This window comes from Paenibacillus puldeungensis, from assembly GCF_042678945.1.
In the GTDB taxonomy this organism is placed as follows: domain Bacteria; phylum Bacillota; class Bacilli; order Paenibacillales; family Paenibacillaceae; genus Fontibacillus; species Fontibacillus puldeungensis.
In genome coordinates this window covers 143,755-170,148 of sequence record NZ_JBHTLM010000008.1, presented here as the reverse complement: position 1 = coordinate 170,148, position 26,394 = coordinate 143,755, and the positions used below count along the sequence as shown (strand labels likewise).

The 26,394-nt window shown below is 47.5% G+C and carries 21 protein-coding genes; all 21 read right to left on the bottom strand.

Features of this window, described 5'->3' with window-relative positions; translation table 11 throughout:
* Positions 1-41 precede the first annotated feature (41 nt).
* The 21 genes from dapG to rseP all read right to left on the bottom strand — a co-directional run bounded on the left by dapG (position 42) and on the right by rseP (position 26,374).
* Positions 42-1,271, bottom strand: a complete 1,230-nt coding sequence (gene dapG, locus ACFQ3W_RS13190) for an aspartate kinase (RefSeq protein ID WP_379319689.1) — start codon at positions 1,269-1,271, stop codon at positions 42-44.
* Positions 1,272-1,356: 85 nt separating this feature from the next.
* Positions 1,357-2,391 (bottom strand): aspartate-semialdehyde dehydrogenase, encoded by a 1,035-nt coding sequence (locus ACFQ3W_RS13185; RefSeq protein ID WP_379319688.1) that lies wholly within the window; start codon positions 2,389-2,391, stop codon positions 1,357-1,359.
* Positions 2,392-2,474: 83 nt separating this feature from the next.
* On the bottom strand, positions 2,475-3,065 hold the full coding sequence (locus tag ACFQ3W_RS13180; RefSeq protein WP_379319687.1) for a dipicolinate synthase subunit B: 591 nt from the start codon (positions 3,063-3,065) through the stop codon (positions 2,475-2,477).
* The gene (gene dpsA / locus ACFQ3W_RS13175) at positions 3,062-3,961 is read right to left on the bottom strand and encodes a dipicolinate synthase subunit DpsA (RefSeq protein ID WP_379319686.1); all 900 of its coding nucleotides are present in this window, start codon (positions 3,959-3,961) and stop codon (positions 3,062-3,064) included. The genes ACFQ3W_RS13180 and dpsA overlap by 4 nt, the downstream gene beginning before the upstream one ends.
* An 873-nt stretch (positions 3,962-4,834) precedes the next feature.
* Positions 4,835-5,290 (bottom strand): dUTP diphosphatase, encoded by a 456-nt coding sequence (dut, locus tag ACFQ3W_RS13170; RefSeq protein ID WP_379319685.1) that lies wholly within the window; start codon positions 5,288-5,290, stop codon positions 4,835-4,837.
* Complete coding sequence (locus ACFQ3W_RS13165; RefSeq protein ID WP_379319684.1) at positions 5,274-6,527, bottom strand: M16 family metallopeptidase; 1,254 nt, start codon at positions 6,525-6,527, stop codon at positions 5,274-5,276. The genes dut and ACFQ3W_RS13165 overlap by 17 nt, the downstream gene beginning before the upstream one ends.
* A 109-nt stretch (positions 6,528-6,636) precedes the next feature.
* On the bottom strand, positions 6,637-7,665 hold the full coding sequence (locus ACFQ3W_RS13160; RefSeq protein WP_379319683.1) for a polysaccharide deacetylase family protein: 1,029 nt from the start codon (positions 7,663-7,665) through the stop codon (positions 6,637-6,639).
* 172 nt (positions 7,666-7,837) lie between these two features.
* Positions 7,838-9,943: a polyribonucleotide nucleotidyltransferase gene (gene pnp / locus ACFQ3W_RS13155; RefSeq protein ID WP_379319682.1), complete on the bottom strand. Its 2,106-nt coding sequence runs from the start codon at positions 9,941-9,943 to the stop codon at positions 7,838-7,840.
* A gap of 257 nt (positions 9,944-10,200) precedes the next feature.
* Complete coding sequence (rpsO, locus tag ACFQ3W_RS13150; RefSeq protein ID WP_379319681.1) at positions 10,201-10,470, bottom strand: 30S ribosomal protein S15; 270 nt, start codon at positions 10,468-10,470, stop codon at positions 10,201-10,203.
* Between the two features lie 160 nt (positions 10,471-10,630).
* Positions 10,631-11,584: a bifunctional riboflavin kinase/FAD synthetase gene (locus tag ACFQ3W_RS13145; protein WP_379319680.1), complete on the bottom strand. Its 954-nt coding sequence runs from the start codon at positions 11,582-11,584 to the stop codon at positions 10,631-10,633.
* 37 nt (positions 11,585-11,621) lie between these two features.
* A complete protein-coding gene (gene truB / locus ACFQ3W_RS13140; RefSeq protein WP_379319679.1) occupies positions 11,622-12,548 on the bottom strand; it encodes a tRNA pseudouridine(55) synthase TruB in 927 nt (308 codons plus the stop codon).
* Positions 12,545-13,522: a DHH family phosphoesterase gene (locus tag ACFQ3W_RS13135; RefSeq protein WP_379319678.1), complete on the bottom strand. Its 978-nt coding sequence runs from the start codon at positions 13,520-13,522 to the stop codon at positions 12,545-12,547. The genes truB and ACFQ3W_RS13135 overlap by 4 nt, the downstream gene beginning before the upstream one ends.
* Before the next feature lie 19 nt (positions 13,523-13,541).
* Complete coding sequence (rbfA, locus tag ACFQ3W_RS13130; RefSeq protein WP_379319677.1) at positions 13,542-13,895, bottom strand: 30S ribosome-binding factor RbfA; 354 nt, start codon at positions 13,893-13,895, stop codon at positions 13,542-13,544.
* Positions 13,896-13,910: 15 nt separating this feature from the next.
* Entirely contained in the window at positions 13,911-16,550 is a 2,640-nt protein-coding gene (gene infB / locus ACFQ3W_RS13125; RefSeq protein WP_379319676.1) for a translation initiation factor IF-2, read from the bottom strand.
* Entirely contained in the window at positions 16,543-16,866 is a 324-nt protein-coding gene (locus ACFQ3W_RS13120; protein WP_379319675.1) for a L7Ae/L30e/S12e/Gadd45 family ribosomal protein, read from the bottom strand. The genes infB and ACFQ3W_RS13120 overlap by 8 nt, the downstream gene beginning before the upstream one ends.
* Positions 16,859-17,173, bottom strand: a complete 315-nt coding sequence (gene rnpM, locus ACFQ3W_RS13115) for an RNase P modulator RnpM (protein ID WP_379319762.1) — start codon at positions 17,171-17,173, stop codon at positions 16,859-16,861. The genes ACFQ3W_RS13120 and rnpM overlap by 8 nt, the downstream gene beginning before the upstream one ends.
* A 16-nt stretch (positions 17,174-17,189) precedes the next feature.
* Entirely contained in the window at positions 17,190-18,287 is a 1,098-nt protein-coding gene (nusA, locus tag ACFQ3W_RS13110; RefSeq protein WP_379319674.1) for a transcription termination factor NusA, read from the bottom strand.
* A gap of 155 nt (positions 18,288-18,442) precedes the next feature.
* The gene (gene rimP, locus ACFQ3W_RS13105; protein WP_379319673.1) at positions 18,443-18,904 is read right to left on the bottom strand and encodes a ribosome maturation factor RimP; all 462 of its coding nucleotides are present in this window, start codon (positions 18,902-18,904) and stop codon (positions 18,443-18,445) included.
* A gap of 157 nt (positions 18,905-19,061) precedes the next feature.
* A complete protein-coding gene (locus ACFQ3W_RS13100) occupies positions 19,062-23,378 on the bottom strand; it encodes a PolC-type DNA polymerase III (protein ID WP_379319672.1) in 4,317 nt (1,438 codons plus the stop codon).
* A gap of 200 nt (positions 23,379-23,578) precedes the next feature.
* Positions 23,579-25,030 (bottom strand): proline--tRNA ligase, encoded by a 1,452-nt coding sequence (proS, locus tag ACFQ3W_RS13095; protein ID WP_379319671.1) that lies wholly within the window; start codon positions 25,028-25,030, stop codon positions 23,579-23,581.
* Positions 25,031-25,099: 69 nt separating this feature from the next.
* Positions 25,100-26,374: an RIP metalloprotease RseP gene (gene rseP, locus ACFQ3W_RS13090; RefSeq protein ID WP_379319670.1), complete on the bottom strand. Its 1,275-nt coding sequence runs from the start codon at positions 26,372-26,374 to the stop codon at positions 25,100-25,102.
* Positions 26,375-26,394 lie beyond the last annotated feature (20 nt).

Below are 26,394 nucleotides of genomic sequence, written 5' to 3'. Positions count from 1 at the left end.
GTTCGCGTACCTTCTTAAAGCATCCACATTTCTTTATCGCATCATTCGCTCGGGCGGCCAAGCTCGAACTTGGTGTGCAAAGCACGCAGAGACTGAACCATATCTTCCTTGTTAACGAGCACCCAAATTGTTGTGTTCGAATCCGCGGATTGCAGAATTTGAATATTTTGTTCCGTTAATGCCTCGACAATTTTCGCCATAATTCCAGGTACTCCATTAATACCGCCACCAATAACAGAAACCTTAGCACATCCAGTTAAAATACTAGGAGATAAGTTCATGGAATGAAGCACGGCTTCCGCCTTAGCAGAATCTCGGTCAAACACGGTATAAGCAACTCCCGTTGGGGTTACACTGATAAAATCAACGCTAATTGCATTTTCGGCCATCGCTTTAAACACTTTCAGTTGAAGGTTGTCCGCACCCTTTCCCGAGGATTCGACACGAATCTGCGTCACATTGGCCACATAGGCAATGCCCGTCACATAGCGGTCAACGATACCAAGCTGAACGTCTTTGAATCCTTCCGGATTTGCAACAAGCGTCCCTTCACTTTCCGAAAATGTAGATCTAACTCGCACCGGGATCCCGGACTGCATTGCAATTTCCACCGCACGAGGGTGAATAACCTTTGCTCCTTGATGAGCCATGTTGCAAATTTCCGTATAGCTAACATAATCAAGTGGCTGTGCATCCTCAACGATTCTAGGATCAGCGGTTAAAATACCATCAACATCCGTATAAATGTCAACCATTTCGGCATGTAGTGCTGCACCTAGTGCCGTCGCTGATGTGTCACTTCCCCCACGGCCAAGCGTCGTAAAATCTCCGCCCTGGTTTTGCCCTTGAAATCCGGTTACGATTACAACGTCCTTTTGCTGTAGTTCTTCTAAAACTCTAGTTGGAACAATGTCCAATATTCTGGCATTTCCATATTGACTGTCCGTACGGAAACCTGCTTGAGCTCCCGTCAACACGACGGAAGTAATTTTCTGTTCAGCAAGCAAGCTGCATAGTTTTGCCGCAGATATGATTTCTCCGCAAGCCATTAAAAGATCCTGCTCGCGCGCTGGCAGAGAGCCGTTTCCTTCTGCAACGAGTCCGAGCAAAGTATCTGTAGCGTAAGGATCTCCTTTTCGTCCCATCGCTGAAACCACCACGACGAGCCGGAAACCGTTATCCAGTTCCCGGCGAATATGTGAAATGACATGTTCTCTCGCTTCTTTAGTCGAGAGTGATGTACCGCCAAACTTTTGCACCAAAATGCGCATTGAAAATTCCTCCATTTAATATGTGCGGATGAAGCTGATGCTCCATGCTGTGTTCAGTTGCTGTAGTAACGAAGGTATGGAAAACTTAACCTTTCGCCGCTATAATCTCAGCGATTTGTACTGCGTTCCATGCTGCTCCCTTAAGCAAATTATCCGACACGATCCACATATTAAGGGCCCGCTCATGTGTTAAGTCGCGACGCAAACGGCCTACGAAAACATCATTTTTGCCAGCTGCCATCGTAGCGAGTGGATAACCCTGATTGGCCGGATCATCTACGACCTGTACCCCAGGAGCTTTCGCCAGAAGCGCACTTACCTCTTCCAAATTGTAATCTTGTTTCAATTCCACGTACACCGATTCAGAGTGACCGTATACGACCGGAATCCGCACGCAAGTTGCCGTTACTTCAATGGAATCATCGCCGAAAATTTTTTTCGTTTCGCGGATCATCTTCATTTCTTCCAATGTGTATCCGTTATCTTGGAATTTATCGATTTGCGGAATAGCATTAAAAGCAATTTGATGTTTTACGGGCAATGAGCCAACTGGCAAAATATCCGGTTTTACTTCATTCCCTTCCAGAACCTCCTTGCTTTGACGAAGCATTTCATTAATCGCTTTCGTACCTGCTCCGGAAACAGCCTGATACGTAGAAACGATAATACGAGAAATGCCATAACGGTCATATAGAGGTTTCAGTGCAGCAACCATTTGAATGGTCGAGCAGTTTGGATTTGCAATGATCCCGTGATGTTCAAAAATTTTCTCCTCATTCACTTCAGGGACGACAAGTGGTGTATCTGGATCCATACGGAATGCATTCGTATTGTCGATACATATGGCGCCGTGACGTACGGCATGCGGGGCAAGCACTTTGCTGACATCTCCACCCGCACTAAACAAGGCTATGTCGATCCCTTCAAAGCTATCCGGGCCAGCTTCCTCAACGATAATATCCTGCCCTTTGAAGCGAAGAACGGTTCCTGCGGAACGCGCTGAGGACAACAGCTTTAGCTTATCTATCGGAAAGTCTCTTTTTTCCAACAGCCCGATGATTTGCTCTCCTACAGCGCCCGTCGCCCCTACGACAGCGACATTCCATTTTGTTTTGCTCATCTGGCACGTCTCCCCTTCTTCCAATATAGCTGTTTATAGTATTGTATTATAACACACAATATTGCTGCGTTAATGCGCTAAATTTAATGAAAACGTTCAATAATGAGCGGTTGCAGTTGCTTGCCCTCTAGTGCCGCATAACATGTTTCAGGAACAAGTTCCATATTCGCCACCAGTGAATTAGGTTTACCGGCTGGATTGTCTTGGCCAAATGGAACAAAATATACATGTTTCGCTATAATCAGTTTAGCAATATTCGCTAAATTAAATCCTAATCCATCATTTGTCGACACGGCAATAACAAGAGGTTTCCCGTTTCTTAGCTGGGCTTTTGCAGCCATCAAAACCGGACTATCTGTCACCGCGTTGGCGAGCTTGCTCGTCGTCGTTCCCGTACATGGAGCAATCACGAGTACATCTAACAATTTACTAGGTCCAAGCGGCTCCGCTTCGACAATTGAAGAAATAATATCATTCCCTGTTATATCTTTCAACTGCTTTCGCCAATCTTCGGATTTACCGAATCGGGTATCCGTCGTCATAACGGTTTGCGAGATGATCGGAACAACCTTTGCCCCGCCGTCAACAAATCGTTTAATTTGCGGCATAACCTCCGCAAAAGTACAATGCGAGCCTGTAATGGCGTATCCTACAGTTTTCCCTTGCCAATTCACTCTTCATCCCCCCGTAAATGATACTCATCCAAAATCGACTGACAAATCGTATTTGCCATAATAATTCCAGCCGTCTTGGGAGCGACGATTCCGGGTAGACCGGGGGCGAGGATCGCCTTGACTCCACGTTTCTCAGCAAAACGAAAATCCGTCCCGCCTGGAGCCGACGCAAGATCAATAATTACAGCCCTACGAGGTAATTTAGAGATGATTTGCGCTGTGACTATCATAGTCGGAATTGTGTTAAAAATCAAGTCAACATCGCTTACGCAAATCGCCAAATCCCTTGTCGCAAAAGGCGTCCACCCCATTTGTACAGCCCTTGCAATATCGTCCTCCCTACGCACACCTACCCTTACCTTCGCTCCCAATCCTTGTAATGTATTTGCCAGTGTAAAACCAGTTCGGCCGATTCCAAGTACGATACAGGTTGATCCATGAATCGTAATATCCGTATTCTGGATCGCCATCATGACAGCACCCTCTGCAGTTGGAATCGAATTGAATATCGCGACGTCATCACGTTCCAGCACTTCGATTAACCGAAAGCCGTATTCCGTACTCATTTGTTTCAAGAAGGTCTTAGCTATGCCCGTATACATTAAGGTAGTTTTTCGTACTGCAGCAAACTGTTCCTGACTGATAACGATATGTTCTGCTGAGAATGGTGCCTTAATAACACCTTGGTCATCGCAACCGATTACAGGAAGGATGATCACGTCTGCGCCGGCAAGTAATCCTGGAGTTAACGTTTCGTGCGATACTCCCGGAAGCGGAGTTTCGATACGATCAAAGCCGACGATTCGTACTGTTGCATCCAGTTCAACACATTTGTTGATGACCTCTACCTGCCTTGCGTCCCCACCCAGGAATACAATTGTAATTCCGGTTAGCATTCGTTGATGGCACTCCTTCCAAGCAACACAGTATAGACCATCTTATGCCGCCGCCTACAAAGTGGTGAAAAGTGTATGACGATACTAATAGAAAAACCCAGCCTGCGGCTAGGTCTAACCCCATACGTTTGAGCATGGGGAGGAAATTGGGTATGGGATTCCAACCGCTGTTGAACTTCGTGTTATTGGAATTTGTTTTTGGCGGTTTTAACACGAAGTTCAAAGGCGGACGCTTTCGCTTTTTCACCCCATACCCATTCCCTCTTCTGTTCTACTTCGAGAACCTTCACTTTTTACATCATTAAAGCAACGATGAATACTTCGGTCCCGAGTATTCCCCAACATTTCCTACCTAACGGACCCGCAAGATGCTACTTGGTTTTAAACAAGTTACCCCAGGCGATTCGAGGTAAATAGCGTCATCTCCGTCCGTCACCTTTACAGCGCCTCCATTTTACCGCACATAGCCCCGCTCCGATTGTTGTATTTAATACAACAATTTAAACACAAGACAGCTTACACACCACAGATTGTTGTAGTACGTGCAACAATTTAGGGCTAATTGGACCTACTGTTGCAATATTGTTGTACTTTTTACAACAATCCGGTCTGAAAGCTCAGGACCCGATTAGATTGTTGTAAAAAATACAACATTTGCCCCAGCACCACTGCCGATTTTTCAATTTGCTATGAATCAAGTAGAGCAAGGAGACGGACAGCCTGCCACATTTTGTTCAGGGGTTTAATTAGTTCGTGTGTTCGATTCTGCTGAAAACTTATAGCTTTAAATTCTTTAATATTCAAAAAAAACTGCAGCAACCGTGCCTTCAACGGCTCGGGTGCTGCAGCTTTTGTCAAATGTTTTTATTAACTTTATTTTGTCCCCGTATGTCCAAAACCGCCTGCTCCGCGAACAGTATCGGATAACTTGTCCACTTGGACTAAATCGACTTCAGGTACGACCTGAAAAACCATCTGGGCAATGCGCTCGTTACGTTTTATTGCAAATGGCTCCTGCCCTAAATTAATGAGCAGCACCTTGATCTCGCCACGGTAATCCGCATCAATCGTACCCGGGGTGTTCAGACAGGTTATTCCGTGCTTAAAAGCTAAACCGCTTCTAGGGCGAATCTGTGCTTCTAAACCGCCAGGCATCGCAATGGCTATACCCGTTGGGACAAGCGCACGCTGCCCCGGAACCAATACCATATCTTCGGTAACTGCTGCATAGAGATCAAAGCCGGAGGCAAGCTCCGACATTTTGCGAGGAAGCTCAATATCCTCATTTCCCGCTAGGCGGTTAATTTGTACTTCAAACGACAAGTTCATCTCTCCTTAATCCTGATAGTACACGATCCGAGGAACCAACCATAGCTAAGGCGAAAGGCTCCTTAAACATCCCTTGCAACACTTGGTTTACGTCATCCATCGTAACTGCTTCTATCCGGGCAATCATTTCGTCAAGAGTATAATGGCGGCCGATCATCAGCTCGTTTTTGCCAAGTCGATTCATCCGGCTTCCTGTACTTTCCAAGCTTAAAATTAAACTGCCTTTCAGCTGTTCTTTCCCTTTACTTAGCTCGCTTTCACTTATCCCATGCACCGATACATCGTGCAGAATTTCCTTTGTCAGCTCCAGTACGTCTTTCGTCTGGCGTGGGGCCGTTCCCGCGTACACAGTAAACAATCCACTGTCTGCTTGAGAGCTATGATAGGAGTAAACAGAATAAGCAAGTCCGCGCTTTTCACGAATTTCCTGGAACAATCGTGAGCTCATGCCACCGCCTAACGCATTGTTCAGTAGCACCATGGCATACTGGAGATTACTTCCTACGGGAAGTCCCGGGAATGACATACAAATATGGTTTTGCTCCGTCTTTTTACGGAAATATTTCATGTCGCCGAGAAATTCAGGTGCAGCTAGTGACTTACTTTGACCGCGGTTTGCAAAATCGCCGAAATATTTCTCAAGTAAATCAATAATTCGTTCGTCAATGTTACCAGCAACACTGATGACCGTATTTTCGATCGTGTATTGCTCCCGCATGTAATTACACAAATCGTCCGGTTCCATGGACCGGAGCTTTTCCTCGGTGCCTAAAATTGGCAAGGCCAGCGGGTGGTCACCATAAGCGGCCTGGGATACGAGATCATGAACCATATCGTCAGGCGTATCCTCGTACATGGAGATTTCCTCCACGATAACATTTTTCTCCTTCCGGAGCTCTTCAGCATCGAAAAGAGAACGGAAAAACATGTCCGACAGCACATCGACCGCTATAGGTAGATGTTCGTCCAGCACCTTCGCATAATAACACGTATATTCTTTAGAAGTAAACGCGTTGACATTACCGCCGATCGCGTCAAACTGCTCAGCGATATCCTTAGCGCTAAACCGTTCTGTGCCTTTAAACAACATGTGTTCGATAAAATGCGATATCCCGCCCAGCTCGGGTCTTTCATTGCGTGACCCTGTCTTGACCCATATGCCAAACGAAACCGAGCGGCAGGTAGGTATTTTCTCTATCACCACCCGGAGGCCGTTTTTTAACTGCGTTTTGTTCACGAAAGGCCCTCCTAAAAGTTTTGCGAAGCATAGGCTTCACTGAATTTACATCGCTGCAAAACTTGCTTCATTAAATGCATCCTTATCCTACCAAAAAAAGGCGGTATACTCAACTCTCGGGTACCTCAACTCTTTCGGAAGACAGCGTTTGCTCCACCGTTCCCAGTACAAGACCCTTGCTCCGAATCACACGAATCATATCCATTAAAGCATCCCGGCTTGAAGCCGTCGGATGCATCAATATAAGTGAGCCAGGCTCCACCTTGGATTCAATCTTGCTGACGATGCTGGCAGCAGGCGGTTTTCTCCAATCTACTGTATCGAGCGTCCATAACACTGTTTTTAGTCCCTGTTCCGCCGCAAGCTTCACGGTTTGCGCATTAAAATCGCCGGATGGTGGGGCAAACCATCGATTTTCCACCCCCAGCATTACCTTCAGTAAATCTTTAGTCTTAGATATCTCCAGGCGGGCACGCTGCGACTCCAACTGGCTCATATTGGGGTGTGAATATGCATGGTTTTCGAGCTGATGCCCTCGCTTTTGTATCTCTTGTGCGAGATCAGCATTTTTCTTCAGCCAACTTCCATCCAGGAAAAAAGTCGCTTTCACTTTCGCCTCATCCAACGTGTTCAGCATTGGCTCGATGAATTCGTTGCCCCAAGCCACGTTAATCATTAGGGCGACCATCGGCTTGTTTGGATTGCCCCGGTAAATCGGCTGCGCTCCTAAATCATCCAGGCCAACCTTTGGTTTTATAGATCGGTACACATACTCGATATTCGTCCCAGTAGCCCGCTGCTTCGCCTTTTCGTAAGTACGCTCCACATCGATCTCTCGTCCGTCATATCCCGGGATCGCTTTCCAGATGCGGTCATTTACCGCATTGACAGGCTCGATTCGTCTTTTTTCTGCTTCCTCTAATATACGGTTCATCAGAGGATCCTCTTTGGCAACGTTTTGATTGTTGGTTGCTTGCTGTTCACCTCCCTCACGTTTTTCCGAAAACAACCTGAAGGCATAGCTCCAACGGTCCTCTCCGCTGCCCTGCATCACATACGCCCGAATTCCGGCAAACTGACCTAAAAACATGACTAAAACGATGCATGTTACGATAATCGTTAACTTGTTACGGCCCATGAAAGGCTCATCCCCTCAACCCGTTTTTGTCCCAATCATATGTAGACAAGTCCCGGATTATACCAGATATAAACAAGAAGACCACCGTTACAAGCTCTCTGGGCATTAAAAAAAGAGCCAGAATTGATTATTCTGTCTCTTTTCCCGCACACTTCAATTTAATATGCAGCTGTTATGAAGATGATTTTTCCGTTTCAGCAGTTAAAACCGCTTTGCGGGAAAGATTGATGCGTCCTTGGTTGTCAATTTCGGTAACTTTGACCGTAATGGTATCGCCGATGGCTACGACATCTTCCACTTTACCAACACGTTCCGTAGAAAGCTGAGAAATATGGACTAACCCATCTTTACCCGGCAGGATTTCTACAAAGGCGCCGAATTTTTCGATACGTTTAACCGTACCGACATAAATTTCGCCAACCACAACTTCCTTAACGATACCCTCGATAATCGAACGGGCTTTGTTGTTCATCTCTTCGTTTGTAGAAGCGATGAATACACGTCCATCCTGTTCAATATCAATTTTTACGCCGGTTTCCTCAATGATTTTGTTGATGATTTTGCCCCCGGCTCCGATAACGTCACGGATTTTGTCCGGGTTGATGTTCATCGTTACGATCTTAGGCGCATAAGGCGACAGATGCTCTTTCGGCTTTTGAATACGTTCCATCATCTTGGATAGGATGAACATCCGGCCTTCTCTAGCTTGCTTCAAAGCATCCGTCAAAATTTGCCGATCAATCCCGTCGATTTTGATATCCATTTGAATAGCTGTTACGCCTTCAGCGGTACCGGCCACTTTAAAGTCCATATCCCCGAGATGATCTTCCATCCCTTGAATATCGGTCAAAATGGATACATGTTCGCTGTCCTTGATCAGCCCCATCGCCACTCCGGCTACCGGCGCCTTGATCGGCACGCCTGCATCCATCATAGCCAAGGTACTGGCGCAGATACTTGCTTGAGAGGTTGAACCGTTAGATTCGAGCACTTCCGATACAAGACGAATCGTGTACGGGAATTCCGATTCCGGCGGAATAACCTTCGAGAGGGCACGTTCCCCAAGTGCTCCGTGGCCGATTTCGCGGCGTCCAGGTGCGCGCAACGGACGAGCTTCGCCTACGCTGAACGGCGGGAAATTGTAGTGGTGCATAAAGCGCTTGGTTTCTTCAAGATCAATGCCATCGAGAATTTGTACATCCCCCAGCGCACCAAGCGTACAAACGCTAAGCGCCTGAGTTTGTCCACGCGTGAACAAGCCGGACCCATGAGTACGCGGCAGCAGGTTGATGTCGCACTCAATCGGGCGAATCTCATTAAGCTTGCGGCCGTCCGGACGGACCTTATCGTGTGTGATCAAGCGGCGCACTTCTTCCTTGACGATGTCGTGCAATACCTCTTTCACATCGGCTAACAGCTCTGGAGATTCTATGTACTTCTCCTCGAAATAAGTTACCGTCTCCTCGTTGATTGCATCAATTGCATCCTGACGAGCATGCTTCTCAGCAATTTTCACCGCTTCGATCAAACGTTCAGCGGCATAGGCACGAACCTCTTGGTTGACTGCTTCGTCAACGCTGTGCAGCTTGACCTGCATTTTTTCTTTGCCTGCAATCTTCACGAGATCTTCAATGACTGCAACGATCTTCTTAATTTCTTCGTGCCCGAACATGATCGCTTCAAGCATCACTTCTTCCGGCACTTCATTTGCTTCGGCTTCCACCATCATGATCGCATCTTTCGTACCAGCAACCACTACGTAGATCTCACTGATTTCTTGTTGGGCTACATTCGGGTTAATGACAAACTCCCCGTTAACACGCCCCACTGCAACACCGCCGATAGGTCCGTTGAAAGGTACATCGGAAATGCTAAGCGCTGCCGAAGTCCCAATCATTGCAGCGATTTCAGGCTCACAATCCTGATCCACACTCATGACCAGATTTACGATCTGTACATCGTTACGGAATCCTTCAGGGAATAGTGGGCGAATTGGACGGTCTGTCAACCGGCTGGCCAGAATAGCCTTTTCACTAGGACGGCCTTCGCGTTTGATAAAACCGCCAGGAATTTTACCTACGGCATACAGCTTTTCTTCATAGTTTACGGTTAGTGGAAAAAAGTCCAGATCCTTCGGCTCAGATGAAGCCGTAACTGTACAAAGCACAGCCGTTTCACCGTACCGTACCATGACTGCTGCATTCGCCTGCTTTGCCAAGCGACCGGTTTCCAGAACTAGAGGTCTTCCCCCTAATTCCATTTTCACATGATTCTCCATGAAATCCCTCCTTATCACCAATAAAAGTTCGGTACTCAGTTCATTATTTCCTGCTTTACCGCAATTCATAAATAACATTATCCATGGAATTGGCAAAACGATGAACTTGTCCCGCTCACAACAAAAGCTCCTCACGGAGCTTATTGTTTTCCTATGAATTTGCCGAAAAAGCTATGATTTTAAAAAGCAACCCGGCGACCATCAAACGCTTCGCAAGCGTCCGCCGGCCACTAGGCTGCTTTCGTAAAAACATGCTATTAACGACGCAATCCGAGTTTCTCGATCAATGCGGAGTAACGTTGTACGTCTTTGTTCTTCAGGTAAACCAACAGCTTACGACGTTGGCCGACCATTTTCAAAAGACCGCGACGTGAGTGGTGGTCTTTCTTATGCGTACGCAGATGATCCGTCAAGTTCACGATGTTCTCCGTAAGGATAGCAATTTGTACCTCTGGGGATCCTGTATCGGACTCATGAGTTTTGTGTTCTTGAATCAGTTGTTGTTTACGTTCTTGAGTCAATGCCATCCTATTCACCTCCTTCTCTTAATCGCCATTAGCCTCGTTGCCGTCGGTGAGTCCGCACAACCAAGCTAAGGTTATAGTTATCAATGCAGAAAGCAATAAGCTTTCTAGTACGACAACCTATGACAGTATATCATAAAGACATGATAAAAGTAAATGCCGCTTATTGTTTACTAGCACAACCCAGCAATTTTTTGGCCGTTTCGGCATCTTTAGCGATCTGTTCCATCAATTCTTCCATAGAACCGAATTTTCTTTCTTTGCGGATAAAATGTGCCAGTTCGACATGTAAGCTTTCTCCATATATATCACCATTAAAATCAAACAGATGTACCTCGAGCGATGGTACGGTAGCGTCATTATGGAAGGTTGGCTTAACTCCGACATTCATGACTCCCGAGTAAGTGTTACCGTTATGGTGCACTCTTACTGCAAAAACACCAGTGGTTGGCAGTACGTAGTGCTCGTCAGGCTTAACATTAGCTGTTGGGTAACCCATTTGCCGACCGCGCTTTTCGCCGTGCGACACTGTTCCTTTAATCGCATAAGGCCGTCCCAGCCAGCCATTGGCTAATTCCATGTTGCCTTCCTGTAGCGCTTTTCGGATCCCGGAGCTGCTCACTTTTTCACCGGAAATGAGAAATGGCGGTACAGTATTGACTTCCATCGTATTATTGCTCAGTTCACGAAGCATTCCCGCATGCCCTTCTCCCCGATAGCCAAAATGGAAATCGAAGCCAACCACGGCTGTATGAATTTGCAACGGCACGAGCATCCCCGTAACGAAGTCTTGCGGGCTTACCTGTGAAAAAGCATCGTTAAATTCAACGATATAAACATTATCGACACCCATATTGCGTAAAATACGCTCTTTCTCTTGAGGGGGCGTCAAATATCCGTCATAGTCGCCTTTTTTCATAACTTCCTTCGGATGAGGATGAAATGTCATCACGGAGGCAGGAAGCCCAACTTCGGAGGCAAGTCGTACGGCAGTTTCAATAACACTAGCGTGTCCTAAATGCAAACCGTCAAATTGACCGATGGCCAACACTTGCGGCCGGGCATTATTTTCAATAAATTGTGCTGATAAAGGATATGATAAGCTTATTGTTTCCATAAATCGTCTCACCTGCAATTTTCCTCGAATTAGCGCATTACTTCGTTGTATCAGGGAGGAATACTTTGACTGCCTTTACGGCAAGCGTAGCTTCCTCTACTTGGAAAATGCCTAAAAAGTGCTGCTGTGGATCATATAGCCGGATGGTCTGACCTGGTGATGCTGGCGGAAAAATAACCTTTGAAGACAAGCGTTGCCCCTGAAGCGCCGCCTTCACCTTCTCCTCGGCTACCGTGTGAGCCGGCAAATGTTCAACAGCTTTATCAACGGGTAATAAGCAATCTTGTAAGCTCCCATCTGCTACACGGCGGCTAACTTCATCCAGCGTTAAGCAGTTTTCCTCTGCGATGCCCGCGGACATTGTTCTTTTGAGCTGCGTCATCGCAGCCGGTACACCAAGCGCTCGGCCGATATCTACACATAGCGTTCGGATATAGGTACCTTTGGAGCATAAAGCACGGAAAGAAACTCTCGGATGCGGATCTTCCGGATGAAATCCGGTTAACTCCAGCTCATAGATCGTGACTTCCCTCGGCTTACGCTCAACGGTTTTACCCTCCCGAGCAAGCTCATAAAGTCGCTTTCCGTCCTGCTTAAGAGCGGAATACATCGGTGGGATTTGCGAAATTGTTCCGACAAACCGTTCCAGGATCTCGCGAACCGCCTCTTCCGAAACAACAACATTCTCCATCTCTTCGATGATCGTGCCGGAGAGATCCTCCGTATCGGTAGCTATCCCTAACACCAGCGTTGCCTGATACTCCTTGGGCAAATCCTGCAAATATTCCACCATTCGCGTTGCTCGGCCCAGACAGAGAGGAAGAACACCAGTTACAGCCGGATCTAACGTCCCGGTGTGGCCGATTCTTTTCATTTTTAGAATTCCTCGGCATTTGGCCACTACATCATGTGATGTGAATCCTGCCGGTTTGTGGATCGGCAGTATACCTTCATATGAATTCATAGCTGCTGTTTCACCTGCTCAATGACACGTGGAATAATGGTGTCCAGTGTCCCTTCTATACGCGCACCTGCGGCTCGAACATGTCCGCCGCCTCCGAAGCTTTGAGCTACCTTGGCCACGTCTACCTTACCTGCGGAGCGCATACTGACTTTAACGGCATGCTCGTCAATCACTTTAAACAAAAGGCCTACTTCTACCCCTTGAATGTTCCGGGGATAGTTCACGATCCCCTCCATGTCCTCATGAATCGCCCCAGTTGCTTGCAGATCCTCGTCTGTGATGGTAACCCAGCTGATTTTGCCGTCTTCACTGAGCTGTAAAGCGTTTAAAGCGCTTGTCAGCAAACGAAGCTGAGGTAATGTCATTTGCTCCAGCAGGAGCTCGGATAATCCTGGCCCGTCCACACCGTACTCCAGCAGCTTTGAGGCAATGGCCATAACCTTTGGAGAAGTGCTTGAATAACGGAAACCTCCGGTATCTGTTAATAGGCCGGTATATATGGCCGTAGCCGCCTGCTCGTTAAGCTCTAAATTCATATACTGAATAAGATCAAACAAAATTTCTACGGTTGCCGCGGCATTTGGCACGATGAGGTTGAACATGCCGTATCCGTCATTCGTCGGATGGTGGTCGATGTTTAAAATTTTTGCATTCTCGGCAAAAAGTTCTTTCGTTTTTCCAACACGCTTGAAGTCAGCACAGTCGACGCAAATGACGTGACTGAATTTCTGGTCCAGTGGCTGCTGGGAAAGGTCTTGAATCTGATCCGCATTCCACAAATAAGCCATTCGCTTTGGAATCGGTCCTTCGTTGACCATAACGCATTTTTTACCCAGACATGAGAGAAGCCAGCCCACCACTAGGGTAGAACTGACTGCATCTCCATCCGGCTGAACATGCGAGACTACCAGGAATTGATCATGCTCCGTCAGAAACTCTTTACTTTGGCGGAACTCCCGTTCATTGGTCTGCATTGCCTTCTCCTTTAATTGTTCATTTTTCGTCCTCGTGCGAAATTTCTCCGAGTAGTTTCTCGATACGGCTGCCATAAGCGATCGATTCGTCGATTTTGAATATCAGCTCCGGTGTATGGCGCAAGCGGATTCTCTTACCAAGCTCGGTCCGTAAAAATCCATTCGCCTTCTCCAGTCCTTTTAGCGATTCATTTTTCTTCTCATCGTCGCCAAATACGCTTAGATATACCTTTGCTTGCGACAAATCCGGAGTAACTTCCACTCCTGTCACGGTGACAAAACCGATTCGCGGATCTTTAAGCTCACTTTGAATCAGCACGCTAAGCTCTTTCTTAATTTGCTCGCTTACGCGGCCGGTACGATTTCTGGCCATCTATGACACCTCACCTTACTTCGGTTCGACGGTTTCCATGATAAACGCCTCAATCACGTCGCCTTCTTTGAGGTCGTTATAATTATCCAGGGTAATCCCGCACTCGTAACCTTGAGCAACTTCTTTAGCATCGTCCTTGAAACGCTTCAAGGAATCGATTTTACCTTCATAAACTACGATACCGTCACGAATCAAACGCATTTCGGCAGAGCGGGCAATTTTACCAGAGGTAACCATACACCCAGCAATCGTTCCTACTTTGCTAATTTTGAACGTATTGCGCACTTCGGCGTGACCGATCACGGTTTCTTTGTAAACCGGATCCAGCATGCCCTTCATCGCCTGTTCGATCTCTTCGATGGCGTTGTAAATTACGCGATGCAGACGAATGTCAACTTTCTCTTGTTCGGCCGTCGCTTTCGTCTGACTATCCGGACGAACATTGAAGCCAATCACGATTGCATTGGATGCCGCCGCAAGAATAACGTCGGATTCGGTAATCGCACCAGCGCCGCTGTGAATAATCTTCACGCGGACACCCTCGACCTCGATTTTTTCGAGTGAACCTTTCAGAGCCTCTACCGAACCTTGAACGTCCGCTTTGATAATCACGTTCAAGTCTTTGATTTCGCCTTCTTTGATATGGCGGAACAAATCGTCGAGCGTGACGCGCGTATTCGTACCTAAATCCGATTGGCGCTGCGCCGTTGCACGTTTATCGGCAATGGAACGAGCTTTACGCTCATCTTCAAACACCATAAACGGATCGCCAGCCTGTGGCACCTCGTTCAAACCGGTAATTTCGACCGGTGTGGAAGGTCCTGCCTCTTTCAAGCGGCGTCCACGGTCATTCACCATAGCCCGGACACGTCCGAAGCAGTTACCTGCAACAAAAGCATCTCCGACTTTCAGCGTACCGTGTTGGACGAGCACACGAGCTACCGGACCACGGCTCTTATCAAGCTCTGCCTCAATGACAGCACCGCGGGCGCGTTTATCCGGGTTCGCTTTGTATTCATTAACTTCTGCTACCAAGAGGATCATCTCAAGCAAACCTTCAAGCCCCATTTTTTGCTTAGCTGAGACATTGACAAAGATCGTATCTCCGCCCCATTCCTCTGGTACAAGTTCATATTCTGTCAATTCCTGCTTCACTTTATCCGGGTTTGCACCAGGCTTATCGATTTTGTTCACAGCTACGATGATCGGCAAACCAGCCGCTTTGGCATGGTTAACTGCTTCTACCGTCTGTGGCATTACACCGTCGTCAGCTGCAACTACGATAATGGTAATATCGGTTAATTGCGCGCCACGCGCCCGCATCGCTGTAAACGCCTCGTGACCCGGGGTATCGAGGAAAGTAATCTTCTTCCCGTTGATCTCAACTTGGTAAGCTCCGATATGCTGGGTAATCCCGCCGGCTTCTCCACCCGTTACATTTGTCGAACGGATTGCATCAAGCAACGTTGTTTTCCCGTGATCGACGTGACCCATAATCGTAACAACCGGTGGACGTTCCTTCAGATCAGCTTCATCATCTACCTCTTCAACCGTTTCAAAACGATCTTCTTCAACCGGGATTTTCACTTCAACTTCAACCCCGAAATCACCAGCCAGAAGCAGAATTGTATCAATATCCAGCTCTTGGTTTATAGTTGCCATAACACCAAGCAAAATCAGCTTCTTAATTACTTCGGAAGCGTCTTTATGCAATAGTTTAGCGGTTTCGCCAACCGTCATCGTACCACGTACGATAACTTTCTTTGGCGTATTATCGATTTTCTCACGCGGAGGCTGCTGCTGCCCGCCGCCTCTGCCACCACGGCCGCCTTTACCACCGCGGTTATTTTTGAAATTACCGTTACGGTTATCATCAAATCCTCTTTGATTTCTTCCGCCGTTGTTATTGCCTTTTCTTTGACCTTGGCCTTGGCCTCCTTGACCTTGACCTTTACCACCGCTAAAGCTATTGTTGCTTCCTCCACCGTTATTATTGCTCGGTGTGAAATTACGATTTTGTTGTTGCGGGCCGCGGTTAGCCCCGCCTGTTGCTGGACGGGAAGCTGCGGCATCATTACGTTGTCCGCCACTTTGGCCTGGTCCACGATTGCCTTGAGAATTACGCCCTGCTGAAGATGAGTTACCCGAGTTTTGCCCATGAGGGCGAGTGCCTTGCTGATTTCCGCCGTTTGGACGGTTGTTTCTTTCCTGGACAGCCGTGCTACCGGTTGTAACATTTTGAGTTTGATTTGGTCTATTATTCATGCTTACCTGCTTTTCCTGTTGATTTTTGTTTCTTGCTTGCCCATTTGAGCTAGCTGCTTGTGGCTGACGGCCTTGTTCTCCATGAGTTCCGGATCCTTCACCGGCCGGAGCTTTCGGTGCTTGGCTTCCTCCTGCGGGAGCCGGTGCCGACGACGATTTAGCTGAAGCTTCGGCGCGTACAGAATGATCTCTTTTCGCTGCGGCATTGCTCTTAATATCCTTGAAAAACTGCTCCACACGAGAGACGGCATCATTCTCCATCACACTCATATGATTATTAACCGGAATATTAAGACGCTTAAGAATCGTAATAATTTCTTTACTGCTCATGTTTAATGACTTGGCATATTCGTACACCCTGAGCTTATCTTGTTTTTCTTGTTTACTCAATATACTCCACCTCCGACGTTTTCACGTACGCTTTACGAATCATATCGGCAAACCCTTGATCTACAAGGGCTAGAACTACCCGTTCAGGTTTTCCTACACTTGATCCAAGCCGTTCCCGGTCGAACCCGATCATCAATGGAACTTTATAGGTTCCGCACTTATCGCGAAATTTCTTCTGCGTGTTGGCAGAAGCATCTCCGGCAACGATAACGAGCTTGGCTTCCGAGGAACGTATCGCTTTCATCACGATTTCATCCCCCGTCACCAGCTTTCCGGCTCGCATAGCAAGGCCAAGACCTGTAAGCGCCTTATTCATCCAAATCCTCTTCACGATCCTGGCTGGCTAGAAACTCTTCTTCCACAGCCAAAAAATCCTGGGCCAGTTGTTCATAAACTTCCGGACCCACCGGCGCTTTAAGTGCACGATCAAGCGCCCGATTCTTATGCGCCAGCTTGAAACAGGACTCCTGACCACACAGATAAGCGCCCCGTCCCGATTTCTTGCCGGTAAGATCAATCGAGACCACGCCTTCCGGGGAACGTACAACCCGAATCAGCGACTTTTTAGGCATCATTTGCTGGCAGGCTACGCATTTGCGCAATGGTACTTTTCTAGGCTTCATCATGCACCACCTTTAACTAATCCACGGAGATTGAATCTTGAGGCAATTCGCCTTGTTCAGTTCTTTCTCTACCAAATTCCTCTTCCGCTTGACTTTCACTCTTAATATCAATTTTCCAGCCGGTGAGTTTAGCTGCCAGACGAGCGTTTTGCCCTTTTATCCCGATAGCTAGGGAAAGCTGATAATCAGGAACGATGACACGAGCCATTTTCTCAGACTCAAACACTTGTACTTCCAGCACTTTTGAAGGGCTCAGCGCGTTGGCAACGTATTCCTCAACGCTTTCCGAATAACGGACGATATCGATCTTTTCCCCGCGGAGCTCATTGACAATCGTCTGTACTCGCGTGCCTTTAGGCCCTACACAGGAACCGACAGGATCGACTTCGCTATTGCGGGAAAACACGGCAATCTTAGAACGAAAACCTGCTTCACGGGCTACCGAACGAATCTCAACGACACCATCGAAAATTTCCGGAACTTCAAGTTCGAAAAGACGTTTAAGCAGGCCTGGATGCGTGCGGGAAAGCAAAATTTGCGGACCCTTGGTTGTATTCTCAACCTTCGTGATATAGGCTTTTATCCGGTCACCGTGCTTAAATTTCTCGTTAGGCATAAGTTCGTTCAGCGGCAAATGGGCCTCAATCTTACCAAGATCCACGTAAACGTTCCGCAAATCCTGACGCTGTACGATACCTGTAACGATATCTTCTTCTTTCTCTACGAAAGCATTGTAGATCAGTCCGCGTTCCGCTTCGCGAATGCGCTGTGTAACGACCTGCTTCGCTGTTTGTGCGGCAATACGCCCGAAATCCCGCGGTGTTACTTCAATCTCGCTAATATCGTCCAACTGGAAGTTCGGATTAATCTCGCGAGCAGCTTGAACCGATATTTCAGTCCGAGGATCAAGCACCTCTTCTACGACAAGCTTACGTGCATAAACCTTGATAGCCCCAGTATGACGGTTCATATCTACACGAACGTTTTGCGCCGTATTAAAATTGCGCTTGTAACTGGAAATGAGCGCAGCTTCAATCGCTTCAAACAAAATGTCTTTGCTAATCCCTTTTTCCCTTTCCAATTCATTCAAGGCTTCAATAAAATCCATACTCATTTGCCTCGAGTTCCCCCTTTCATAATCCCCCTGCAAGTCATGCTAGTTCGTCATAAAAACATATGTTAAAGTAATTGTTCAACTAAGCCATAGAGCGCACAGACCGATGAATTACAAGATAAGGAAGCAGCATAGAAACACTACTTCCCTCTCCATTAAAAAATGATGGCCAATCTGGCGCTGGCTACCTTACTGTATGGAACGGTGTGATTCTTCTTGCCGACTTCAATGACAAGCATATCGTCTTCAAAGGATAGAAGCTTGCCTTCGAACTCTTTCAGACCATCTACCGGTTCATATGTAGTCACGAATACGTCTTTCCCCACAGCCTTGGTTACATCCTCTGCTTTCTTAAGCGGTCGCTCCGCGCCTGGAGAAGACACTTCCAAAAAATAAGCCGAAGGAATAGGATCATTCTCATCAAGCTTCTCGCTTAAATATTCGCTAATCCGGCCGCAGTCGTCGATATCGATGCCTCCGTCCTTATCTACAAATACGCGAAGGAACCAATTGCTTCCTTCCTTGACGTATTCCACGTCTACCAGTTCAAAGCCGTTTTCCTCCAAATAAGGCGTGACCATTTGCTCCACGGTCGCTTTGATCTTTGGTGTGCTCAAGCGTACATTACCTCCAATAATGGTTCATTCCTGTATACCAAAGAGTAAAGAGTGGGTTTCCCCACTCTTTAAACAACGGTTCTATCTTCATGATTGCCAAAAAAATTATATCATAGTCCGGGTATAGTGACAAGTAAAACACCTTTACTACGCTGTTTTAGAATAAGGACAACTGGTTACTCTCCGGTAATCCACGGAAGCAACCCATAGAACCAAGCAGCTCGATGACCGTCTTACTGGCCTTTGATTTCTGCTGGAAATCCTCAATCGAAAGAAATTCTCCCTGCTCCTTGGCAGCCGCAATGTTCTTAGCTGCGTTGTCCCCAATACCGGCCAGAGCCGAGAACGGCGGAATTAAGGAGTCCCCGTCAACCGTAAACTTGGTTGCATCAGAGCGGTAGAGGTCGATATTTTTAAAGTGAAATCCGCGGGCAGTCATCTCCAGAGCCATTTCCAGAATCGGTATCATAGCTTTTTCCTTCGGCGGTGCCTGGAAGCCCTTCTGCTCGATTTCTTCTATCTTCCGATAGATCGCTTCGTATCCTTTGCAGCAAAGCTCAATATCAAACTCTTCCCCACGCACCGAGAAATAAGTAGCATAGAATTCAATCGGATGGTACAGCTTGTAATAAGCGGTGCGCACTGCCGAGATAACATACGCGGTCGCATGCGCCTTCGGGAACATGTACTGGATTTTGAGGCAAGAATCAATATACCACTGCGGCACCTTGCATTTCTTCATTTCCTCAATCCATTCGGGAGTCAGCCCTTTCCCTTTCCGCACGCTTTCTGTGATTTTGAAGGCAAGCCCGGCGTCCATGCCGGCTTTATAAACCAAATACAGCATAATATCGTCCCGACAGCCGATAACTGTTTTGATGTTACAAGTGCCATTTTTAATTAGCTCTTGTGCATTGCCAAGCCAAACGCCGGTACCATGAGATAACCCTGAAATCTGCAAAAGGTCAGCAAAGGTGGACGGCTGCGATTCAACCAACATTTGCCGTACAAACTTCGTTCCCATTTCCGGAATGCCATAGGTGGCCACAGGCGTGCGAATTTGCTGCTGCGGTACACCCAGCGATTCGGTCGAATTAAACATGCCCATGACCTTCGGATCGTTCATCGGGATGCTCTGCGGATCGATACCTGTCAAATCCTGCAGCATACGCATCATCGTCGGATCATCATGGCCCAGAATATCCAGCTTCAGAAGGTTGGAGTCAAAGGCATGATAGTCAAAGTGCGTCGTCTTCCATTCCGCTTCCGTATCATCCGCCGGATACTGTACCGGCGTAATATCTTCAACATCGATATAATCCGGGACGACCACAATCCCGCCCGGATGCTGGCCCGTACTGCGCTTCACGCCGGTACACCCGGCGGCCAAGCGGTTCAGTTCGGCTCCACGCCAATGCTTGTGATGATCCTCTTCATATTTTTTTGTATATCCAAAGGCCGTTTTTTCCGCAACTGTACCGATTGTTCCGGCCCGGAACACGTTCTTCTCCCCAAACATTACCTTCGTAAAGTTATGCGCTTGTGGCTGATATTCACCCGAGAAGTTGAGGTCAATATCTGGTACCTTATCACCTTTAAAGCCAAGGAACGTTTCAAAAGGAATATCATGTCCGTCTCCCTTTAGCTTTTGACCGCATTTCGGGCAGTTCTTATCAGGGAGGTCGAATCCACTCGGTACGCTGCCATCCAGAAACCATTCGCTGTACTTACACTCCGGATTGTGGCAAATGTAATGTGCAGGCAGTGGATTTACCTCGGAGATACCGAGAAACATCGCCACAACTGAAGATCCTACCGAACCCCGCGAGCCAACCAGGTAACCGTCTTGATTTGATTTTTTAACGAGCCGCTCGGAGATCAGATAGTTGGCCGAGAAACCGTATTTGACAATCGGCTCAAGCTCTTTCTCCAATCGTTTGACGACCACATCCGGCAATTCTTCCCCATAAATCGTCTTTGCCGTCCTGTAACAGGTTTCTCGAATCTCCTCATCAGCCCCTTCGATAATCGGGGTAAACAATTTATCCGGGAACAGTGTAAGCTCCTCAAATTGATCCGCCAGTTTAGCTGTATTAGTCACAACGACCTCATAAGCTACATCCTTGTCCAAAAACGAGAATTCTTCAAGCATCTCTTCAGTGGTACGAAAATGAGCATCCGGCTTACGGATATCCTTCAGCGGACTGAATCCGGTAATACCATGGATCGTAATATCGCGGAACAGTTTGTCACGAGGATCCATGTAGTGCACATTTCCAGTAGCTACTACTGGTTTGCCAAGTTTAAAACCGATTTCGACAATTTTCCGAACCGCGGTCTGCAGTTCTACCTCGCTGCCCACGAGCCCCTTTTCGACCAAATGCATGTACATCGTCAGCGGCTGGATTTCGAGCACATCGTAAAACTCCGCCACAGCCTCGGCTTCTTCCACGGATTTATTTAAGACCGTTTCAAAAAATTCCCCTTTCTCGCATCCCGACATCACTAGCAGCCCTTCTCTCATACTAACGAGCAGCGATTTAGGGATGCAGGGAACCCGCTTGAAATATTCAGTATGGGACAGCGATACAAGCTTGAACAAATTTTTCTTTCCGACCGCATTCAGCGCGTAAATTCCGCAGTGGAACGGACGCGCATTGGACAAATCCTTGCCGACCTTGTCGTTCAGGCGATCCAGTGTTGTAAAGCCTTCGATCTTGGTGGCGTCTTCGAGCAGGCCAATCATTATTCCGGCAAGCGCCAGCGTATCGTCAATAGCACGGTGATGATTTTCCAGCGAAACCTTATATTTCGCAGCCAGCGTATTCAGACGGTGATTTTTCAGCGTTGGGAACAGCATCCGAGCCAGCTCCAGCGTATCGAGAACCGGATTCTTCATCTCCGGAATTCCCAGCTCCTTCAGCTTGGCGTTGACAAACCCGACGTCAAATCGAGCGTTATGCGCTACAAGCACCGCATCTCCGGCAAACTCGAGAAAATCACGAAGCACAGGCTCCACATCAGGCGCGTCCTGAACCATCTCATCATTGATGTTGGTCAACTGCTGAATATGATATGGGATTCGCTCATGCGGATTGACAAAGGTCGTAAATCTATCGATTTCTTTGTCTTCCTTCATTTTAACAGCGGCAATTTCAATAATTTTGTTCTGTGTAACGGAGAGCCCGGTAGTTTCTATATCAAAGACGATGTATGTCGTTGTTTTCAGATCATCGTTTCGGGGGTTAAGAACAACAGCTACATCATCGTTTACGACATTGGCCTCTACCCCGTAAATCATCTTAATCCCGTTTTTCTTGGCCGCCTTCGCTGCATCGGGATAGCTCTGCACCCCGCCATGATCAGTAACAGCAATTGCCTTATGGCCCCATTTGGCCGCCATTTTCACATAATCAGCGATCGGAGTCACCGCATCCATCGTGCTCATCGTCGTATGAAGGTGGAATTCTACCCGTTTCTCTGACGCATTGTCTTTGCGCCCTGGAGGTGCGGTGATCTCATTCAGGTCCGAAGGAATCATGACTAGTTCAGGGACCGGCATAAAGCGGTCCATCTCAACCTTGCCCCGGGCTTTTATCCATTTGCCGTTGGCAAGCTGGTTCATCACCTTTAAATCCTCCTTGTTTTTGGCGAACAGCTTCATCTGCAATGAATCAGTAAAGTCTGTCAGGTAGAACATAAACAAGGTATTACCGTTACGCAGCTCTTTGCTATCCAAGCCGAAAATAGTCCCTTGAACCGTAATTTTCTTCTCTTCATCTTGAATTTGCTGAAGCGGGACTGCTGGTTCTTTAATGTCGTAACCGATTTGCAGCTTGATGACTTCCCCATCCACCTCTTCAGGAGGCGCTTCAACTGTCATGCTTTCCATGAGCTGCTGAATGACTTCACGTTCTTCTTCAACGATTCGCTGCTGGAATTCCTCGAACGCTTCGGCACTGTTCTCACCCGTCTGCAATTTGACGCGCAGGCTTAACGAAAAGAACGTTTCGTAAAACGTAACGATGGCCTTGTCGATATGCTTTTTTCTGGCGAGTTCCAAAGAGGTAGTATCACTCATCGTGACAGTGACCAAATCACCATCCACCTCGAACCCGGCTCTAGTCATCCAGCCGTTGACTGAAGGGACTTCACGCTGCACCCACTCCAGGAATAACTTCCAATATTCGTGAACGATCTGTGATGTGGAAACGTCCATACCGTACTTAAACACAAAAGATATGTGAGCAATATGCTCCATCCGTTCTTTAATACGCAGTGCAAAAGTCCGGAAGGCTTGTGCCGGTACCAACGTGTCCTTGTTGATCGTAATTTTCCATTCTCGATTACTGCGGCTTACCTCAACCTGCTCAATCCATCCGTCGAGAAAATAAGGATCCACCAACGAGGCAGGCACCTCCGCCTGCTTCATCAATAGTTCAAAACGTTTTCTCTTGTCCTGAGTTTCGGTCACATTATCCTCCCCCAATCTTAAGAGGTACCTTAAAAGCTTTTTTCCAAAAGAAAAGCTTCCGGCAGGGAGCCGACAAGCGCTAACCTGTCGACAGTGACTGCCGGAAGCCCTCTCCTAATTGTGCTAATATCCCGCTGATCCAGTTCTTATTTCCCTAGTTTAGCGGATAAAGCAGTTTATATAATCGTACGACTTACCTCTTAGTAGGCTCTGGCAAAAACGACAGTATGCTTAGCTTTTTCCCCACAAACGAGACAAGTGCTCTTCACAACTTTTGGCTCAAACGGAATGTTGCGACTAGTCGCCCCCGTCTCTTCCTTAACGTGGCGTTCGCAAGCTTCCGAACCACACCATCCGGCTAATGTAAAACCACGTTTTTCTTCAATGCTTGCTTTCATTTCGTCCAGTGTATCTACGTTATAGAAATGTTCCTCGCGGAACGCGAGAGCTCGTTCATACATTTCTTGGTGAACCTGATGAAGCATAGCTTTAACCTCTTCTACGAGGTCCGCTTGCTGCACTATTTTTTTCTCGCCACTGATCCGTGATACCAGAACACAGACGCCGTTTTCCATATCGCGAGGTCCGATTTCCATGCGGACAGGTACGCCGCGCATTTCGTATTCATTGAACTTCCAACCTGGGCGAACATCGGCACGGTCGTCGATTCCTACGCGAATACCTGCTTTTTTGAGTTCAGCAAACAGCTCGTCAGCCCGACCAACGACTGCATCACGCGTCTTAGGAGGACCTATTGGAATGATCATGACCTGCTTTGGAGCCACTTTTGGTGGCAAAGCCAGGCCGCGGTCATCGCCATGCACCATAATAAGCGAACCGATTAGCCGCGTGCTAACGCCCCAAGAAGTCGTGTGTACGTATTCCCGAACATTTTCCCGGTTCAAATATTGAATATCAAACGCTTTGGCAAAGTTTGTCCCCAAATAGTGGGATGTCCCCGCTTGTACGGCGCGGCCGTCCTTCATCATCGCTTCAATCGAGTACGTATCAACCGCTCCGGCAAATTTCTCGGAAGGTGTCTTCTGCCCTTCGATGACCGGAATCGCCAAGTAGTTCTCTACGAAATCGCGATAAACCTCCAGCATACGCATCGTCTCTTCGCGAGCTTCCCGTTCGTTTTCATGCGCTGTATGGCCTTCCTGCCATAAGAATTCACTTGTACGAAGGAAAGGTAACGTCCGTTTTTCCCAACGAACGACATTAGCCCATTGGTTGATCAGCACCGGCAAATCACGATAGGACTGAATCCATTTCTCGTACATATGTCCAATCATCGTTTCCGATGTCGGGCGAATTGCCAGGCGTTCTTCCAGCTTCTCCCCACCCGCTTCTGTTACCCAAGGTAGCTCAGGGTTAAAACCTTCAACATGCTCTTTTTCCTTCTGGAAGAAGCTCTCCGGAATAAAAAGCGGAAAATATGCGTTACGATGGCCTGTTTCTTTGAACCGGCGATTAAGTTCCTCTTGAATGTGTTCCCAAATCTCGTAACCGTCCGGTTTGAACACGATACAACCGCGCACCGGAGAATAATCCATCAAGTCCGCTTTTTTAATGACGTCGATATACCACCTTGAGAAATCCTCTCCCTGCGGGGTAATCTCCGTTACAAATTGTTTCTCCTCGTTAGCCATAAGAACCCTTGTCCTCCTGTAAAAAACGCAAGATTATAGTTGTTCAGCTTAATCTTTAGCGAACCTAAATTAGCCGCGGATCAAGCGAAGTATATCGTTATAAGTTACAGCAATCATCAGCAGGAACAGCATCGCAAAGCCGATGAAATGCACCATGCCTTCCCGGTTAGGATCGATCGGCTTACCTCGCAGCGCTTCTACTCCTAGGAAAACGAGCCTGCTTCCGTCTAGTGCAGGAATCGGCAGCAAATTAAAGATTCCTAAGTAAAGGCTCAAAATAGCCGCCCAATACGTTAGTTGGTCGATTCCCTGTTTGGCGATTTGACCGGTTACTTCAAAGGTCCGAACGGGTCCGCCGAGGTCGTCCATGGAGAATTTATTGATAAGCTGCTGGAAGCCGAGAAAGATCGCCTTCGTCATCGTAACCATTCGTTCTCCTGCAACTTGAAACGTCTCGCCAAAGGAGGCGCTTCGTGTCGGAAAGAAGGTTACGATCGTACTGCCGATTTTGCCCTGCTCTTTTTCCGCCCCTTGTGGGGTAATGGTGAAATTAAGAGTTTGGCTTCCCCGTTTAACCGTCCACTCCATCGGTTTGTTCTTCGAGGCCTGGATCGTTTCGATCATTTTGTTTGCATCGGTACCCACCGGCTTGCCGTTAATGGTCTCAATGATATCCCCTTGCTGTAGACCAACCTCAGCCGCAGGCATCCCTTTGACAACCTCGCCGATTTGCAAATGGCTTGGATGCTCCAGCGGAATACCGGCCATTTGAATATGCAAGGCAAACAATACAAATGCCAATATGAAATTCATCAAAGGCCCGGCAAAAATGGACAACGCACGTTGCCCGACGGTTTTGCTTCCGTACTGCCGATCCTTAGGCGCAATCTGAGTCTCTTTGCCTTTGGTAACGAGCATCGCCTGCGGATGTACATGATAAGTCTGCGGTTCTCCGTCGACTTCCAGCCGTATGACTAGCGCTTCTTCTAAATCGACATGCTGCACCTCACCGCGAATGACATTTTTACGACTGTCCAAACGATCCAAGTAAATCTTCCGTACGAGATCTTGCTCAAGTCGCAGTGCTACGGTCTGTCCGACCGCGATTTCAATCAGTTCCGGATCTTCACCGGCCATCCGGGCATATCCCCCAAAAGGCAGTAGGCGCAAGGTAAACTGCGTTTCATTTCTCTTATATGAAAACAGCTTGGGCCCGAATCCGATCGCAAACTCACGCACCAATATACCCGCGCGTTTGGCGAAGAAATAATGTCCCCATTCATGCACGGTGACAATAACAAAGAACATCAGCACTGTCAAAAATATGATCTTTAGCAGTTCCAAGCGTAAGCATCCTCCTTTTG

Bases quoted from the DNA above. Each gene is read 5' to 3' on its own strand.
- dapG (WP_379319689.1), bottom strand. From the start codon at position 1,271: ATGCGCATTTTGGTGCAAAAGTTTGGCGGTACATCACTCTCGACTAAA.
- ACFQ3W_RS13185 (WP_379319688.1), bottom strand. From the start codon at position 2,391: ATGAGCAAAACAAAATGGAATGTCGCTGTCGTAGGGGCGACGGGCGCT.
- dpsA (WP_379319686.1), bottom strand. From the start codon at position 3,961: ATGCTAACCGGAATTACAATTGTATTCCTGGGTGGGGACGCAAGGCAG.
- dut (WP_379319685.1), bottom strand. From the start codon at position 5,290: ATGAACTTGTCGTTTGAAGTACAAATTAACCGCCTAGCGGGAAATGAG.
- ACFQ3W_RS13160 (WP_379319683.1), bottom strand. From the start codon at position 7,665: ATGGGCCGTAACAAGTTAACGATTATCGTAACATGCATCGTTTTAGTC.
- pnp (WP_379319682.1), bottom strand. From the start codon at position 9,943: ATGGAGAATCATGTGAAAATGGAATTAGGGGGAAGACCTCTAGTTCTG.
- rpsO (WP_379319681.1), bottom strand. From the start codon at position 10,470: ATGGCATTGACTCAAGAACGTAAACAACAACTGATTCAAGAACACAAA.
- ACFQ3W_RS13145 (WP_379319680.1), bottom strand. From the start codon at position 11,584: ATGGAAACAATAAGCTTATCATATCCTTTATCAGCACAATTTATTGAA.
- truB (WP_379319679.1), bottom strand. From the start codon at position 12,548: ATGAATTCATATGAAGGTATACTGCCGATCCACAAACCGGCAGGATTC.
- ACFQ3W_RS13135 (WP_379319678.1), bottom strand. From the start codon at position 13,522: ATGCAGACCAATGAACGGGAGTTCCGCCAAAGTAAAGAGTTTCTGACG.
- rbfA (WP_379319677.1), bottom strand. From the start codon at position 13,895: ATGGCCAGAAATCGTACCGGCCGCGTAAGCGAGCAAATTAAGAAAGAG.
- ACFQ3W_RS13120 (WP_379319675.1), bottom strand. From the start codon at position 16,866: ATGAATAAGGCGCTTACAGGTCTTGGCCTTGCTATGCGAGCCGGAAAG.
- rnpM (WP_379319762.1), bottom strand. From the start codon at position 17,173: ATGAAGCCTAGAAAAGTACCATTGCGCAAATGCGTAGCCTGCCAGCAA.
- nusA (WP_379319674.1), bottom strand. From the start codon at position 18,287: ATGAGTATGGATTTTATTGAAGCCTTGAATGAATTGGAAAGGGAAAAA.
- proS (WP_379319671.1), bottom strand. From the start codon at position 25,030: ATGGCTAACGAGGAGAAACAATTTGTAACGGAGATTACCCCGCAGGGA.